The following is a 19,421-nucleotide window of genomic DNA, read 5'->3' on the forward strand; positions in this document are numbered from 1 at the left end:
ATTCTTACCAGATTGCTAAGCGTATTTCTGGGGATAATGCTTTCTTTTGGTATGGTATTGCGCGCGGAAGCGACGCCTTTCACTACGGCTGTTCCAGGAACTTCGCTGACGCTGCCGGCTGAGTACCCTGAGGCAGGCGGTGTCGCCTTTGTTCTGGTTGGTGTGAATGGCAACGTCTACTACCAGTTCTCAAACCCCACAGGCGCGTTCGTTGGCTTTCAATCAACCGGCGAACCAGCGGCGTTTCGTGGCAACCCTTTTACAATCAACAATCCGATCCAGCTTGATTGTGGGTTCTCGGCCTGTACCGACTATTTTGGCGGCGCCCTTGCCAATGTCTATATCAGGTTTTCAGCCTATGACGGTGATACGCAAGTCAACGGTTTCGACCAAAATGACATCACGTTGCGGCTGAACGGTTTTACGGTTGGCAACTGGAGCAACGTCACCACAGACATCACCAACGCGGACGGTACGATCAGCTATGGGCAGGTTCAGGGCTTTGGCAACAACACCTTTAACACCGGCTGGTTCAGCACGACAAACTCTGCGCTGCTATCCAACATTCTGACAACGAACCAGACCACTACCCAGGTCTTTGACCGCGACCCCAATGATAACTATTGGGATTTCACCCTTGGTGGGACGCTGACAAATCCTAACATCGTTACGGTTGCGCCCGGTTATACGCTTGAGAAAACAGCGGACCCGACCAGCTATAGTTTCGTTGGTCAGGAAATTGAATTCTCCTACAAAGTCACGAACATCGGCTCTGTCCCGATCAGGCAGCTTGCCGTGGTTGATGACAAAATCAGCTCGGTTGAATGTCTGGACAGAGTCATTCTCGATGTTGAAAGGAATGCCCCGAACCCTGATTTTGCTGTGTGTACCGGAACCTATACTGTCACACAGGAAGACATTGATACTCAAAGCGTGACCAACGTGGCCAGTGCAACCGGTGTGCCCGACTTTGGTAGACTTGGGACGTTGTCCGACAGCGTTACGATAACTGGCCCGGCTGCAATGCCGGACCTTGTCGTGGAAAAGACCTCGACGCTTTCCAGCTTTGGTAATGCTGGAACGACCGTTCCTTATAGTTTCAACATTCGCAACGACAGCAACGTAACGTTGAGTAACTTCACCGTCACCGATAGCCTTATTCCATCTTTGGTATGTAACGTTCCTGATCTTGCTCCGACCGAAAGCTTCATCTGCGCAGGTAGCTATACTGTGCTGCAATCGGACGTAGATGACTACGCGGCGAATCCTGCCAACTTACTGAGCAATACGGTGACCGTATCAGCCGACACGCCGCGCGATGGCCGTGTGACCGAAACTGACACTCTTGATCTTCCCGGTCCTGTCGCAAACGTGTCGCTGGAACTGACCAAAACGGCATTGACTGCTGATTATGACGCGGTGGGCGAGGTGCTGAGCTACCAGCTTGTGATCGTCAATAACAGTAACGTGTCATTCCCTGCTGCCCCGACAGTGACAGACCCCGATGCCGACACGCTTAGCTGTCCGGCAGGGCCGGTGCCGCCCGGCAATAGCGTGACCTGTACGGCAACCCATGTAGTTGTTCAGGAGGACATCAACCAGGGCGAATTCGTCAACACGGCTAGTGCGACCATTACAGTTGGTGGATCAACGGATACTGATTCCGATACCGCGACTGTTCCAGCCGTCCGCACAATTGGTTTGACCTTGGACAAGCAGCTGGACCCAGCGTCCCCAAGCCAGTTCACCACCACCGGTACCGCGCTTGAATATGACTATATCCTGACCAACACCGGCAACGTTGATTTGCTGGCGCCCGAAGTCACTGATGACCTTGTGGCGGTCACCTGTACCGAAACGGTGATTTCGCCGCAGACTTCGATTACGTGTCAGTCGGCAGTCTATTCAACAAAGCAGAACGAACTGAGCACCGGCGGCGTCACCAATACAGCCACCGCAACCGCGACCATTGCCGGACCGGACGGCGGTACAACCACCTCTAATACTGACAGCGTTTTCGTACCTGCCGTACAGTTGCCAGCGATCAGCCTGACAAAAACAGCGCCGACTGTCACAGCGGCGGAATTCGAAGTGGGTGATATAATCACCTACACCTTCGAGGTGACCAATACAGGTAATGTTCGCCTCGCCAACAATACCGGTGTGTCCGAAATAACCATAACGGATGACAAGATCGGGACGTTCTCGTGCTTTGCTACGCCGTTCCAACCGGGCCAGACGCAGTCATGTACTGCGGACTATATCATAACACCTACCGATGCGGCTGCTGGTGTGGTGGTCAATACCGCCACGGCCTTTGCCGGTCCAATCGCCTCCAATCAGGTCAGCGCGCAGGTCTCTCCTGATTTCAATCCCGAAGTGTCCCTGACCAAGGTCGCCGACACCGCCAGCGTCAACGCGCTGAACAATACCATCTCCTATACCTTCACCGTGACCAACACCGGTGACCGTGTGCTGCGCAATCCCGAAGAACTGGTAACGATTGATGACGCGCTGCTAAGCAGCCCCGCGACCTGTGTCCAACCGCCCGTGCTGCCCGTGGGTGGTACGTTCCAGTGTACCGGCACGCGAAATGGTGTCACTCAAGCGGAGCTTGACGCAGGGCAGGTCGTTAACACGGCCACTGCTTCGTTCCCGTATGAGAATAACGGCGTCACGACGATCATCACCTCTGACGCGGCAACGGCCACAGTGCCGGTTGTGGCCAATCCGTTGGTTGAATTGGACAAGCAGGGACCGGCAGTATTCAACGCGGTCACACAAGAGCTGAGCTATACCTTTGTGGTCTCCAACCCCGGTAACGTGACTTTGCGCACCGCGACCGTCACCGACCCGCTTATTCCAAGCCTGTCATGTACGCTCACCGATATCGCGCCGGGCGACAGCGATAGCTGTACCGCGACTTATGCTGTCCAGCAGCTGGATGTGGACCTTGAAACCATCCCGAACACCGCAACAGTTTCCGCGCAGCCTGCCCAAGGCGCACAGCAAAGCTTTAGCGATACCAGCACCGCGACCCTGCTTGCAGGTGCAGGCACCAAGACGGCCACCATCGACAAACAGGCCGACCGTACCGAATTTACAACGGTGGGCGAACAGATCACCTACACGTTCGAGGTTGAGAACACAGGCACCCAGACCCTGACCAATCTGACTGTGACAGACAGCCTTGATGGGGCCTACACCTGTTCCATCGCCAGCCTTGCTCCGACCGGGATCGACCGCACCTGTAGCTATGTGCATACGGTCACGCAGGATGATATCGATGCGGGCGAAGTGCTGAACACAGCCACTTTGTCTTCGGCTGATTTCGCAGACGAGACTGACAATGCACGGGTCGTCGGCCCTGATCGCATCGCCAGCTATACCTTCCTGAAATCCGCCCCCAGCGCGTTCACCGCTGCTGGTCAGAGCGTCGACTTCCTTTTTACGGTTGAGAACACGGGTACCGTGACGCTGACCAATATAACAATAACCGACCCGTTCTTCGGGACGCCGGTGAACTGCTCCATCCCCGAACTTGCACCGGGCGCGATAGATCGTACCTGCACGGCGACCTATGTGACCATGCAAGAGGATGTGAACACAGGCCAGATCACCAATACTGCCGGGATCACGGTGGATGCACCTGCTGGTGTAGGCGATCCAGCTGATCAAACCTCAACCGCAGTTGTGCAAGCTCCGGCCGAGCAGGCGTCTGTTGTCGTGACCAAGGCATTTGATGATGGCGTATATACCGCTGTTTCGGATAGCGAAGTTTATACCTTTAGCGTGACCAACACTGGCAACGTGACGTTGACCAATCTGGTGCTGAACGACCCGGATCTGGGTTTCACCTGCTCGCTTGACGATTTGGAGCCGAATACATCGACCTCAACATGTTCCGTTGCCGATGGCGGCGGGGCGCTGACAGCGACCAAAACGTTTGACCAGAATAACGTTGATCTGGGCAGCTACACCAACACCGTCGAAGTCACGGGCCAGTCTTCTGTGCAGGGGACACCTGTTTCTGACGCGGCCACCGTGACCGTTGCAGGCCCCGAACAATTGCCCGCACTGGAAATCGAAAAGACAACAACCACTGCGAATTTTGACGCGCTGGGACAGACGCTGTCTTATTCCTACCGCGTCTATAACCGTGGCAACATCACGCTGACCGCCCCGATCACCGTGTCCGATGACCAGATTACGTCGGTCAGCTGTCCCGCTTTGCCACCGGCTGGTCTGGCGATTGATGATTTCATTGATTGTACGGCAACCGCGACAGTGACCCAACCGATGCTGAATGCCGGCTTGATCACCAACGTCGCGACCGCGTCCATCACTCAACCGGTGATTCCGCAGGCGTTGAATGATCCGACAAGCGTGACGGCAACTTCTCCATCCGACAGCGTGACCATCTTTGCCGTACAAGAGCCAGAACTGCGCATCGACAAACGCGTGAAATCGGGGTCAAGCGCCAGCTATTCGGCCGTGAATGATGTGGTTACTTTCGAATATGTCGTGACCAACATTGGCAACGTCACGTTGTTGAACCAGATCACGGTCACCGATGACAAAATCACGACTGTGAACTGTGGGACACCGCCGTTGGTGCCGGGCGGTGTCGTGATCTGTGAGCAGGACTATCTGGCGGATCAAGTAGCGCTGGACGATGGCTTTGTCACAAATACAGCTACCGCCGATACGACGTTTGTGGATGATGACGGTCTCACCATACCTGTTGCTTCACCAAGCGATAGCGTCACGATCAACGCGGTTCAGACGATCGCGCTTGAGGTAGAGAAAACATATACCGGCACGGATCGTGTCGGCGTCTTCGATGTGCCTCAAGAGCTGTATTATTCTGTTGTTTTGACCAACACAGGCAACGTGACGATTGATGGTCCGATTGTATTTGATGACAGCCTCGTGGACTTCCCGTCCGGCTTTAGCTGTCCTGTGTTGCCGAACAATGAACTGCTGCCACAGCAGACGTATAGCTGCACCACAACGCATAATGTGACAGTGGATGATCTGGCGCTAGGCGCGGCGACAAACGTGGTGACGGCGACCGGCCAATTCAACGGCAACCCCGTTACCTCGCCCAGCGACGATGCAATCTATCCCGAAGATGCGGATCCAGCACTGTCGCTTGTCAAAGAAGCGCTGGCCGCGACAGGCACACCTGTTGACGGGACGGTTGCATTGGACAGCCTCACAGATGTCGTGAGCTATCGCTATTCCGTGACCAACACAGGCAACGTCGGACTGGTGGAAGAAATCACTATTGTCGACGATACGATCGCTGGCCCGCTGGTCTGTAAGACAGCCGCAACCGTGCCAGCGGAAGCATTAAGCACGACTGAAACCATCATTTGTGAGTTCGACTATACCCTGACGCAAGCTGATCTTGATCGCGGTTTTGTAACCAACAACGCAACCGCCCAAACGATATTCGGCAGCACGAACGTGGTTTCTCCGAACGCTGATGAGACGGTGACGGTTGCAGAGGATCCATCGCTCACCGTTCTCAAAGAAATGATCACACCTGTCGGTACGGGTGCGATTTTGGGCCAGTCTCTGGAATACCGCCTGACGGCGACCAACGACGGCAACCAGACGCTGTCCGGTGTATCGCTAAGCGATCCGCTGGTGCCTGATCTGACCTGCGTCGTGCTGCCTGCGAATACAGCCGCGCCAAGCAACGTTGTGCTTTTGCCGACCGAGGCGCTGCAATGTAGCGGATTTTATGAAGTCACGCAGGCCAACGTAGATGCGCAATCTCTGGTGAACACAGCGACGGCGACCGGGACCGATCCGCAGGGTATCACCATTGATGGCACCGATGATCACGCGCTGACGCTGGTCCCGCCAATCGTTGAGATGGTCGTTACCAAGACCACAGATCGCCCCGTCGGACCAGAGACAGACTTTAGCGCCGTTGGCCAGAAGGTTACCTTTACCGTAGCGGTCGAGAACACGGGCAACATCACGTTGCAAACCGCGACCGTTACAGACAGCCGTCTTGTGGTGCCAACCAGCTGTACAATCGGCCCGATTGCGCCGCTGGCGACCGATGCGACCTGTACGTTCGAATATACGGTCACTCAGGCAGACATTGACGCGATCAATACAGATAGCGGTGAGACTTTCGGCGGCTTCACCAACGTGGCCTCTGTCACCGCGACGCCGAACAACGCAGCACTTGATCCGATCACCCGCGAAGATGACGTCTTTGTGCGTGGTCCCGACCGCGAGCCGGGGATGATCCTGTCGAAACTGGCCGACAAGTCCCTCATCGACACCTATGACGAAGTGGTCACCTACACCTACACGGTGGCCAACGTCGGTAACGTGACCCTGACGGAAACACCGCAGATCGTTGACGACAAGATCGGCACATTCTCTTGTGAGCCTTTCCCCGTTGGCGGGATTGCGCCGCTGGATGAATACAGCTGCACGCAGACCTATAACGTCACGCAGGAAGATCTTGATAGCGGTGCTGTGACCAACGTTGCCACCGTCAGCAGCAGTCAGGTTGAACCGTCACCGGATCACACTGCTACCTTGACCATCGACGCAACACGCACACCCTTGCTGACCGTTGCCAAGACTGCATCACCAGCCGCAGCCATCGCCGTAGGCGAAGACGTCACCTATGAATATCTTGTCACCAACACCGGTAACGTCACCCTTGCGGATGTGACTGTCGATGACCAGCACACCTCTGCTGCGGGCACTGTGACGCTTCCTATGGATGGTGAAACGCTGACGGCAGATGTGAATGAAACAGGTACCTCGACCGATAGCGCGGCTGCGGGGGTCTGGAGCACGCTTGCCCCCGGTGATGCGGTGACATTCACCGCGACCTATACCGTCACGCAGGCGGATATCGACCAGCAGTTTACCCTGACCAACATCGCAACGGTAACAGGCACAGGCCCTGATGACAGTGGGATTGCCACACAGCAGGATGACGCCGCCGTAACCACTGCGGCGAAAGAGCCTGCGATCGTTGTTACGAAAACGGCAGATGAAACGAACATCACCACTCCGGCTGTGGTAGGGCAGCAAGTGCCGTTCACTGTGACGGTGGCCAACACCGGCAACCAGACGCTTTTGGCGCCAGAGCTGACCGACACGTTGACTGACATCAGTGGCAACCCGCTGGCACTGACCGTGCCGATGGCGCTTGATCCCGCGAATAGCGGCGATACCAACACCAACGGTCTGCTCGATATCGGAGAGACGTGGAACTACATCGGCCGCTTCGATGTCACGCAGGAGTCGATTGATGCGGGGGGAATCCGCAACGCGGTGGATGTGACTGCCGAAGACCCGCAGGGCGTTGATACCATCGGTGATGCGGTGACGGGTGATGTCATTCTGAACGGCATTCCGAAAATAGCAGTGGTCAAAACCGCCGTGACTGACGACGGTGGTGATGGTGTTCTGGATGTGGATGACACGATTACCTACACCTACACGATCAGCAACACGGGCCTTTTGGATGTGCTTGACGTTGCTGTGACGGAAACCGACTTTGGTGGCGCAGGTGTCACACCGGTTCCGGCCTATAGCACAGGTGGTACCGATCTGGGTGGTGATCCGGCTGTTCTTGATCTGCCTGTCGGGGCAGGGGTGATCACGTTTACTGCTACTTATGCGCTGACCCAAGAAGACCTTGATGCAGGCGAAGTTTCCAACCAGGCGACCGCCACAGGCGCAAGCCCGGCGGGGGTTCCTACCAGCGATGTGTCTGACGATGACAGTGCTGCAGATGATGCAAATGATCCGACGGTCACGCCGCTGGACCGCGCAGGGGAACTGACGGTCGAGAAACGTGTGGGCGTGACAGTATTGTCCGATCCTCCCGCGCTGGGTGACACGATCAACTTTGTGATCGAAGTTACCAACACCGGTAACCAATCGCTGACGGCGCCAGTTTTGTCGGACACATTGACCGATGCCGACGGTGGCCCGCTTGCGTTGACAGTGGTGCCGCAATTCGATGCCGGGGATGCCAATGGCAACAACACCCTCGATGTGGGTGAGACCTGGACCTATCTGGCAAGCTATGACCTGACCCAGCCTGCACTGGACGCCGGTGGTATTTCAAACTCTGTTACAGCCACGGCTGCTGATACGGACGGCAATCCTGTCGCGGATGTGTCTGACGATGATGCCGGTGCCACGGATGCAGACGGCGACAACGATCTTGCGAATGATCCAACCCTTTTGACCATTGAAGAAGCGCCTGCACTGGTGGTCGAAAAGCGCGCTGATGTTTCAGCGCTTAGCGATCCTCCGCTTCTGGATGAGGTGGTGAGCTTTACCATCGAGGTCATCAACTCAGGCAACCAGACGCTGGGTGCCCCTGTGCTGGCTGATACGATCCTTGATGCCAACGGCGATCCTCTGGCGCTGTCGACAGTACCGACCTTTGATGCGGGCGATGACAATAATGACGGCCTGTTGGATGTCGGTGAAACATGGACCTATCTTGCTACCTATGCGTTGACGACACCCGCTTTGGACGCTGGCAGTTTGTCCAACAGCGTAACTGCCACGGCAACCGATCCTGACGGAAATCCCGTTACGGATGTGTCTGACGATGATGCTGGTGCAACCGATGCCGACGGGGACAACGATCCTGCGAACGACCCAACGCTTGTTGCGCTTACCGGTGCACCTGCTCTGGTGGTTGAGAAACGTCTGGACGTGTCTGCGGTCAGTAACCCTGCGGTTGTGGGCGAAGTCGTGACGTTCTCAATCCTTGTGGACAACACGGGCAACCAGACGCTGAACACAGTTGTGCTTACGGATACGCTGGTTGATTCAAACGGGGATGCTTTGGCGCTGACCTCTGGCCCCGATCTGGTTGCGGCCAGCGATGCCAACGGTGACGGCGCGCTGGATACCGATGAAATCTGGGAATACACAGCCAGCTTTGAGCTGAACCAGCAGGCGATTGATGCCGGCGGGGTGGCAAACTCGGTTCTGGTTGAGGCGAAAGACCCGTTCGGGAACGATCTGTTCGACGTGTCGGATGATGATGCCGGTGCAACCGATGCGAATGGCGATAACGATCCGGGCAATGACCCGACAGCCACTGTTTTCGGCACCGATCCTGATCTGGCTGTTCTGAAAACGTCCGTGGTGAACACAGGTGCAGACGGACGGGCGGATGTGTCCGACACGATCACCTACACCTATACCATCAGCAACGAGGGCAATCAGACGCTTTATGATGTTGCCGTGACCGAAACCGGCTTTGCCGGAACAGGGATGCCGCCTGTGCCGACCTATGCCAGCGGTGGCGTGGCCATAGGCGGCGATGCGGCCGTGATGGACCTGCCTGTTGGGACCGGCACGGTTGTCTTCACTGCGACTTATATTCTGACGCAAGATGACATTGATGCGGGCGAAGTTGTCAACCAAGCGACAGCTTCCGCCAATGATCCTGCGGGCAACAGTGTCAGCGATGAATCCGATCCTGCGGATACCGCAGGGGATGAGCCGACAACCACCTTGATCGAACGTGAACCGGCGCTGCAAACCGTGAAGCGCGCCTTCCCGCTGCTCAGCACGCCGGTGCAGGTTGGCGATGTGATCAACTATACAATCACGCTTGCGAACACAGGCAACGTGACGCTGACATCGCCGACGATGACCGATACACTGACCGGCGCCAATAACGTGGCATTGGATCTTACCAGCGGTCCGACCTATGACGACGGCGATTTGGACAATGACGGACGCCTCGATGTCGGCGAAACTTGGATCTATATTGCACAGTTCGTGATTGATCAGGTCGCGATTGATGCAGGCGGTGTGGCTAACACAGCTGTCGGCAGCGCGACTGATCCGGAGAACAACAGCGTCAGCGATATCTCGGATGATACAAACGATAATCCTGCGGACAGCGATCCGACGGAGACGCCGCTTGCGGGTGCGCCAGCCATTGGTCTGGTTAAAGCCTCTGTTCTTGATTTGGGTACAGACGGTGTGGCCACGGTCGGCGATATCATAACCTACACCTATACCTTGACCAATCTGGGTAACGTAAGCGTTCTGGACCCTGTCCTGTCCGAGACGACCTTTAGCGGTACGGGCACGGCCCCTGTTCCAACGTTGCAAAGTGGTGGCTCTGTCATCGGTGGCACCACCGCACCGGATTTGGCGGTCGGTACTGTGCCGATGGTTTATACGGCGACATATGCGCTGACCCAGCAGGACATCGACGCAGGTGAGATCAGCAACGAAGCTTTGGCCACAGGCGATCTGCCCGGCGGCGGGACAGTTTCCGATGCATCTGATGAAGCGACACCCGGTGAGGATGACAATGATCCGACGCTGACCTCTATTCCGGCTGCTCCCGGCCTGGACGTTGTGAAACAGGCCGATCTGTCCGCGCTGCAAACGCCGGTTCAGGTGGGCGATCAGATCGCCTTTGTGATCACGGTTGCAAACACGGGTAACGTGACACTGGATAACGTGGGTCTGACCGATACTTTCACGCGCCGCGACGGCACGCCGCTGACGCTAAGCACGTCGCTTACCGGTGGTGACGGTGGCACTGCGGGTGCGCTTGAGGTTGGTGAAACGTGGGAGTTCCGCGGCACGCATAGCCTGACGCAAGAGGATATTGACGCGGGCGGTGTGCGCAACACGGCGGTGGTAGAGACGACCGATCCTGATGGATTGCCGGTGAATGACACCTCGGACGATGGAAATGACGCCGACGGCAATACCGAAGACGACCCGACCGAGGTCAACCTTCAGGGTGTGCCAGAGATCGATCTGCTCAAGCAGGTCGGGGCGGGTGCTGTTTTGCCGTTCACCACGCTCAATCAGGTTGTGCCGTTTGAATTCGTTGTCACCAACACAGGCAACATGACCATCACTGCGCCGATCACCGTGAGCGATCCGTTGATTGATGCGCAGGGACTTGGCGGTATTGACTGCCCCGCGCCACCGCTTGCGCCACAGGCAAGCCTGACCTGCACGGGTAACTATACGATCACGCAGGATGATCTGGATTTCGGCACGTTCGAAAACATCGCGACAGCCAACGTCAACCAACCGCTGTTGCCGGTCGTACCCGGTGATCCGACATCTGTTGTCGCCAGCTCTGATCCATCCTCGGTTGAGATTACTGCCGCGCAAGAGCCAGAGCTGATCACAACCAAGGCAATCGCAAGCACGTCGGCGGGTTCTTTCAGCGAAGTCGGTGACCAGATCACGTATATCTTCACGGTTACCAACTCTGGTAACGTGACTCTGGCAGGTCCTGTGACCATTGATGATGACCAGATCGGTGCCGGTCTTGCCTGTGCTGCAGGTCCGCTTGCGCCGCAACAAACAGTCAGCTGTAGCCATGTCTGGACAGCAGAGCAGGAAGACCTGAACCGTGGTTTCGTCACAAACGAAGCGACATCCGAAGCGATCTTTGATGGCGCCCCCGTAACGTCTGATCCTGTCACGGCGACTGCCCCTGCGGTCCAAACCATCGAGTTGTCGATGGAGAAGAACCTGCTCAGCGCATCGCCCGACCTCTTTGATGTCGGCACATTGCTGTCGTATGAATTTGTGGTGACCAATACCGGCAATGTCACCATAGATGGTCCGTTGGTGGTGAACGATTCACTCGCCGTTGACGCCAGCTGCCCTGCGTTGCAAGGCGGCGTGCTTCTGCCCGCCGCAAGCGTCACCTGCTCTGGTAGTTATACCCTGACGGTAGAGGATTTGGAGCTGGGTGCGACCAACAACACCGCCTCTGTTTCGGGCACCTTTGATGGCGCGCCCGTCACTTCGCCCAGTGACAGCGCGATCTATCCTGTCGATGCGATCCCGGCGCTTGGGATCACCAAGGAAAGTGTTCCAAGCGATATCACTTTTGCCGCTGTGAACGATCCGATCACTTATACCTATACGGTGCTCAACGATTCAAAAGTTGGCCTGAATGAAGACATTCTGGTCATCGATAACCGGATCGAAGATCCAATCCTTTGTCATGATGCGTCCACGCAAGGTGTCTTCAGTGTCGGTCAAAGTGCCACCTGTACTGCGATCTATCTGATCACACAGGATGATCTGAACGCGGGTTTTGTCACCAACGAGGCGATTGCGCAGACTGTTTTCGCCCCCGGAACAGATAACGAGCTGCCGGTGAATTCCGTAGCGGTTACCAAAACCGTTGATGCGGATGCGATGCCGGAACTCAGCCTTGGAAAAGTGATTGTTGCCCCACTGGGTGACATCGCCGTCGGAGCAGACGTTACCTACCGCATGACAGCCACGAACACCGGCAACCAAACGCTGTCCGGTGTGGCCATTGCCGATGCGATGCTGCCAGTGCTTACCTGTACGGTGGACGGCGCGGCCGCTCCGTCGAATGTGGTGCTGCTGCCAAATGCATCCCTGGTGTGCGAAGGCACGTACCGCGTGCAGCAAAGCGATTTTGACAGCCGCTCATTGGTGAACACGGCCCGAGCGACCGGCCAGACCCCGCAGGGTGCCACCGAAGGTGCCGAGGCTCAGGTGGCAGCGCCACTTGCGGACGCGGATCCGCTGCTAGAAGTCGAAAAGACACTTGTGCCGCAACCTGTCGAAGGCCAGCCTGCCTTTACCGCTGCCGGGCAGTTGATCCAGTTCCGCCTGAGTGCGCGCAACACTGGCAACGTCACGCTGAACAACGTCGAAGTGTCTGACGTGCGTACAACGTCTCCGTCCAGTTGTGATCTTGGTACGCTTGCGCCTGATCAGGCTAACGGCAGCTGTGTGGTATCCTATTTGACCACGCAGGAAGATGTGGACGCGGTGAACGCAGGGCAGGTGCCGTTTGGCGGTTTCCTGAACGTGGCGAATGGTACGGCTGTTGCAGCCACGCCGGACGCGCCCGAAGTCATCACCGAAGACGAATTGTTCGTGCGCGGACCTGACCACGCGCCTGCCTTCAGCATCGTGAAAACCTCTGATGTGGAGCAGGTGACAGCGGCTGATCAGATCATCACTTATACCTATACGGTGACAAACAGCGGTAACATCACGTTGACGGCACAGCCGATGGTAACGGATGACCGGATTGCAAATGTTTCTTGTGCGCCTGTTCCCTCCGGTGGTCTTGCCCCCGGCGGAAGCCTGCTGTGTCAGGCACCCTATACGGTGACGCAAGAAGACATGAACGCAGGGTCGATCACCAACATCGCGCGCGCTTTCTCTGCCGAGGTTCCGCTGCCCGCAACGCCGGGTCCGGAGACTGCGACACTGACAGTGCCCGCGATTGCCAATCCGCAGATCTTGCTGGAGAAAACCGCCGACCTGACAACCAATGTCGCGGTAGACCAGGAGATCACTTATACTTACACCGTCACCAACACCGGCAACCTCACGCTGAGCGATGTCACGGTCGCGGATGCACATACGTCCGCTTCCGGCACCAATGCGTTGCCAGTGGGCGAAGACAGCCTGCGTACGGATGCCACCCCTGCGAATGACAGCAGCGACAGCGTTGACGATAACGGTGTCTGGAGCGTTCTTGCCCCCGGCGATGTCGCCACCTTCAGCGCGCGTTATACCGTCACGCAGGCTGATGTGGATAACCAGACCTTGCTGCGCAACACCGCAACGGTCACAGCCACCAGCCCCGACGGGAATTCACCTTCCTTCAGCGACACGGTTGAGATCACGCCAGAGGTCAATGCGCCGGCACTCACGGCCCTGAAAACCGTGGACGAAAGCGGATTGTCCGATCCACCAATGTCCGGCGACGTGCTGATCTATTCGATCAGCGTGACCAACAGCGGCAACCAGACACTGCGCAACATCAGCTTGATTGATGCCTTGCGTCGTGTGGACGGCACAACGGTCAGCCCTGCACCGCAGCCACAATTTGTGGGCGGTGACGTTGGCCAGATCGGTCTGATGGAAGTCGGCGAAGTCTGGACCTACACGGCCGAATACACGCTGTCGCAGGAAGACATTGATGCAGGCGGGGTGAACAATCAGGTCACCGCACGCGGCGTGTCACCTGACGCATCCCTTGTGCTGGATGCCTCTGATGACGGGGTGCCTGCGAATGGTGACGATAACCCGACACCGACGCTTATTCCGGCGCGCCCCGGTATCGAAGGTCGTAAATCGATTGTTTCAGGTACGCCGGAAGTCGGCAGTGCAATCGGGTTCGAGATTACGATCCTGAACACCGGCAACGTAACCCTGAGCAATGTGGGTGTGGTGAGCGATACGCTGACCCGCGCCGATGGCGAAGCCTTGGCACTGGACGCGCAACCGCTCTTTACGGGCGCATCGGCTGGTTCTGGTGTCGGAGTCCTGAAACCGGGTGAAACTGCGACTTATCGCGCGTTCTATACGCTGGTGCAGGCCGACATTGATGCAGGCGGCATTGAAAACACTGCCCGCGTGGCAGGCACGCCGCCTGTCGGGTCGCCATTGAGCGATATTACTGCCGATGCCGACGATGCAGACGGTAATACTGTGGATGACCCGACCGTCCTGAACGTGCCGGCAGAACCTGCGCTGACGCTGGTCAAGCAATTGGGAGAAGACGCGCCTGCCAGCTATGATAGCGTGGGCCAACTGCTGCCTTACACCTTCGAAGTCACCAACAGCGGTAACATTACCTTTGCAGGACCAGTAAGCATTTCTGATCCGTTGATCACAGACGCGGGCGGTGAAATCACCTGTGCCGCAGTGCCAGAGGGCGGTCTTGCGCCGCTTGCCTCGCTGATCTGTACCGGAACCTATGCCGTCACACAGTCCGACATTGATGCGGGCCAGATCGACAACGCCGCAACTGCAAGTTCGAATGACACGGTGTCCGAAGAGGCGATCGCAACCATTCTGGCGCAGCAGACACCTGCGCTGACGTTGGACAAGACAGCTGATCCGATCGACGCTATTGATTTCGTCACGGGTGCTGTCGCGGTCTATACCTATACGACGACCAACACGGGCAACACGACCATCACCGCGCCGATAACGGTAACCGATAACCTTATTCCGGCTTCCGCGATTACCTGTGCGGCCTTCCCCGAAGACGGGCTTGCCCCCGGCGGGACCTATGTCTGCCAAGGTGAATACATCGTGACGGCGACGGATGTTGATTTGGGAAGTGTGACCAACCTTGCCAGCGCCAGCGATGGTACGACCACATCGCCGCTTGCCTCCGAGACGATCCCGGAGCAGGGCGTTCCTGCGCTGAGCATTGTGAAATCCGCCACCGAAAGCGCCGAGTTCTCTGAAGTGGGCGATCCGCTGGAATACAACTTTGCTGTGACCAACTCTGGTACGCGGGCCTTCGCTTCTCCTGTCGTTGTCACCGATGTGCTGTTTGGTGACGTGACCTGTTACACGCCATCGACGGCTGATCCCGATCTGCGCGCAGGTGAGACAGTGACATGTGGCGGTATCTACAACGTGACGCAATCCGATCTGGATCGCGGGCAGGTCTTTAACGAAGCCTATGCACAAACCCTTTTCGGTACTGATGACACGCCAGTGACGTCGCCACCTTCCAGCGTGACGGTCGGCGCTGATATCGCGCCCGACGTGACGCTGACAAAAACACCCTCGACAACCGAGCTGACAGAAGCCGGGCAGCAGGTGACATATACGCTTGTTGCCGAGAACACGGGTAACCAGACGCTGCGCGGTGTTACCGTGCGTGACCCGCTGTTGACCGGTTTCACCTGTACGCAGGACGAGCTGTTGCGCGGCGCGACGCTTGAATGTTCCGGCATTTACACCGTGACCCAAGCAGACGTGGATGCCGGCAGCCTGAGTAACACCGCAACCGTGCGCGGCATCAGCCCGCTGGGTGACGCGGTAGACGCAGAAACCACTGTGGTAATCGACATTGCAGCGACCCCTGCTGTGAACCTGATCAAAACAGCGACCCCGACGCCATTCGGTGAGGTTGGCAGCACGTTGACCTATCTGTTCGAAGTGCAGAACACAGGTAACGTGACGCTGACCAATTTGGTTATCAGCGATGTGCTGGACGATACCTATAGCTGTGAAATCCCGCGCATTGCGCCGGGGACCAGCAACCTTACCTGTGCCATGCCTTATGTGGTCACGCAGGCGGACGTTGATGCCGGCGAAATCGAGAATACCGCGAGCCTGACAGGCGATGGCCCGGCTGGCCTGACAGTATCTGATGATGTGATCGTCACAACACCCGGACCAGAGCGCCTTGGTAGCCTTGAAGCAACCAAGACTGTGGCACCGGCGGCGAGCGTGCTGGGTGCACCTGTCCGGTATACTCTGACAGTAGAAAACACCGGTAACGTAAGCCTGCGCAATGTCGTTGTGATCGACACGATGACCAATCTTGACGGGTCAGCTATCGCGCTGGATGCGCCGTTTGCGCTGCAATCTGTCAGCGATACCAACGGTGATGGTGTTCTGGATGTGGATGAGGCGTGGATTTATACTGCCACCCGCACTTTGCGCCAAAGCGATCTGAACAGCGGTGGTTTGCTGAACCAGGTACGAGTCGACGCGCGCGATCCGGTGAATACGGCGGTCAGTGATGTGTCTGACGATGGCATCGATGGCGATGGTGAGACGACGGAAGACGTGACAGAATTCCGCGCGGCGACCACAGCCGAACTTTATGTGGTAAAAACCGTCATCACGCCTGCGACGCAAGTGGGTGAGATGGTGATATTCGAAGTGGTCGCCGAAAACACCGGCAATCAGGATATCAGCGACCTCACGGCATCCGATACCATGACCCGCGTTGACGGTAGCCCTGTGCCCGCAGAGATCATTCCGCAGTCGGTACCAACGGTGTTGTCACCGGGTCAAACCGCCGTTTGGCGTGTAACCCATGTGCTGACGCAAGCCGACATTGACGCGGGCGGTCTGTCCAACAGCGCACTGGTAAGCGGGCTGGATGTGCTTGGTGATCCGTTGTCGGCCTTGTCGAACGACGGGATCGACACGGACGGCAACCTAACCGACGACCCGACAGTGATGCCAATCGATCTGGTGCCGTCATTCGAAGTGATCAAAGTCGCAGGCGAAAATGTTGGGACGCAAGCAGGGGAGGCGGTGGATTACATTGTCACGGCCTTCAACAACGGCAACGTCACCCTAAGCGGACTGAGCCTTACTGATAGTCTGACGGATCTGGACGGAGAAAATCCGCGGAGCCTGCCGCTGGTCTTTGCTGGCAACGATGGCGATCCCGCGTCGCCTGCCGGGACAATCGCACCGGGTGAGACTGCCACCTACACGGCCAGCGTCGAACTGATCCAGTCCGATCTTGATGCAGGGGGGCTGACCAACACGGTGGCCGCTACAGCTTTGACGCCGACAGGCGCAAGCCTTCTGGATATCTCGGATGATGATGGTGAAGGGCTGGATGATCCGACGGTTGTGCGGATCGAGGGACTGCCTTCGTTCGATATCTTGAAAACGGTTGGCACGAACGAGCTCCTGTTCCCGACTGTTGAGCGTGCGACCTTTACGATCACCGTGACCAACACAGGCAACATCACCCAATCGGGCGTTCAGGTGCGCGATGATCTGGTATCCTTCTTGTCACCGGCCATATTGCTGGGCGATACCTATCCGCCACAGGTAACCATTGCGGGCTTTGATGGCGGCAGCGCCAACGCGGGCTACGATGGCAGCGCCGATACTGCGCTGATCGCCGGTGATGCCACGCTGGAACCCGGTGCAACGGGCACCATCACACTGGTTGCAGTCTATGGCACGTCCACTGGTCAACCCGGTTCACCAAATACGGCGTCTGTTGTCTCTACCCAGTTGGGTGAACCGACAGAGGGCGAAGTTGTTGTCCAGACCACCGACCAGGATGGTGACGGCATTCCCGACTATCTGGAATCCCCGACAGCCGACCGTGACGGTGACGGTATTCCGGACCGCTTTGACTATGACCCCACCGGCACATTCTATTGTGAGGACGACGGGCGCATTTTCTCTGGCGGCCAGATCTCGGTCTCGGGCGGCGGTGTGACGCAAACAGGGGTAGGGACCACGGGCCCGATCACAATCGTAAGGGACGGCGCGGACGGGAATTTCCAATTCTTCGTGACGGCTGCCGGCACCTATACGCTTGGCCTTGATTATCCGACGCAAACCCAGCCTTCGACAGCACGGACCACCAGTGGCAATGTGGATGCGGGCCGCTATGCGCCTGCCAATCCGGGTGTTATCGGATCGCTTCCTGCGGGTGAAACCAATCTGCTGACCGATGCCAGCGCGGAGGCGAATCCGTTCTACACCAGCTTCACCATTGAGGCGGGCGATCCGATGCTGATCGGGAATAACATCCCGCTGACGGCATGTGGCGCGGTGACAGAAGTTGTTGCAACCAAAACCGCAGACCGCCGCACGGCTGTCTTCGGGGAGACGATCAACTATACGCTGAGCTTCGCCAATAACTCGGGACGGGACATTCCGAATGCGCGGATCGTCGATCAGCTGCCTTCGGGTCTGCTGTACACGCCCGGTTCGGCGCGGGTGAACGGCACGCAGGTTGAGCCTGTCTCAACCGGTCGCCGTCTGGAATGGCGCAATGATCTGGCAACAAGTGCCACGACGGTTGTGACCTTTGCGGTTCGCGTGGCCCGCACGGGTGAGTTCGGCGAACGGGTAAACCGTACATACCTTGAAGACCGCTTTGGCCGGACTTTGTCCAACATTGCTGAAGCAGCGGTGCGCATTGATCCTGAACACGTCTTCGACTGTTCTGATGTGATCGGGCGCGTGTTTGATGACCGCAACGGCAACGGCTATCAGGACGGGCCGGGCACATTGCCCGAACCGATCATTGATGACAGCTATGTCGGTAACGGCAAATTCGGCAAACTGGATCGCACGCCCGCGCGCCGCGACCAGTCAGAACCGGGCCTGCCGGGGGTTCGTTTGGTGACGCCGGACGGGATCAAGATTACGACAGACGAACATGGTCGCTATTCATTGCCTTGTGCGGCCCTGCCGCGTGACATTGGTAGCAACTTCATGCTCAAGCTTGATACGCGCACTTTGCCGACAGGCTATACTGTCACGACGGAAAACCCCCGCGTGGTGCGCCTGACAGCCGGTAAATTCGCCAAGCTGAACTTTGGTGCGCGTCTGGGTAATGTTGTCGACATTGACCTGACAGCGGCTGCATTCGAAAGCGGAGGCAGCGCGCCCAAGGCGGGTCTGTCCGGGGCGATTGACGGGTTGATCGGGCAAATTGCCAAGAAACCTTCGATGCTTCAGATGACCTATGTGCTGGGCCGGAACGAGCCGCCGGAAATGGGCCGCGCGCGTCTGCGCGAGATGGAAAAACTTATCCGCAAGAAATGGCGCGGTAAGGGTAGGTACAAGCTTGTGATCGAAAAAACTGTGACGAAAACGAAATGAGGAACGGG

Annotated in this window: 1 protein-coding gene; it reads left to right on the forward strand. The window is 57.3% G+C overall.

Going from position 1 to position 19,421, the window contains the following annotated elements:
- The first annotated feature begins 36 nt into the window (after nucleotides 1–36).
- Complete coding sequence (locus K3757_RS18495) at nucleotides 37–19,413, forward strand: hypothetical protein (protein ID WP_260001352.1); 19,377 nt, start codon at nucleotides 37–39, stop codon at nucleotides 19,411–19,413.
- Nucleotides 19,414–19,421 lie beyond the last annotated feature (8 nt).

Origin of the sequence: Sulfitobacter sp. S223 (assembly GCF_025143825.1) — a bacterium.
Lineage (GTDB): Bacteria > Pseudomonadota > Alphaproteobacteria > Rhodobacterales > Rhodobacteraceae > Sulfitobacter.

Excerpts from the sequence above, each read along its gene's own strand:
- K3757_RS18495 (WP_260001352.1), top strand. The coding sequence starts at position 37 with ATGCTTTCTTTTGGTATGGTATTGCGCGCGGAAGCGACGCCTTTCACT.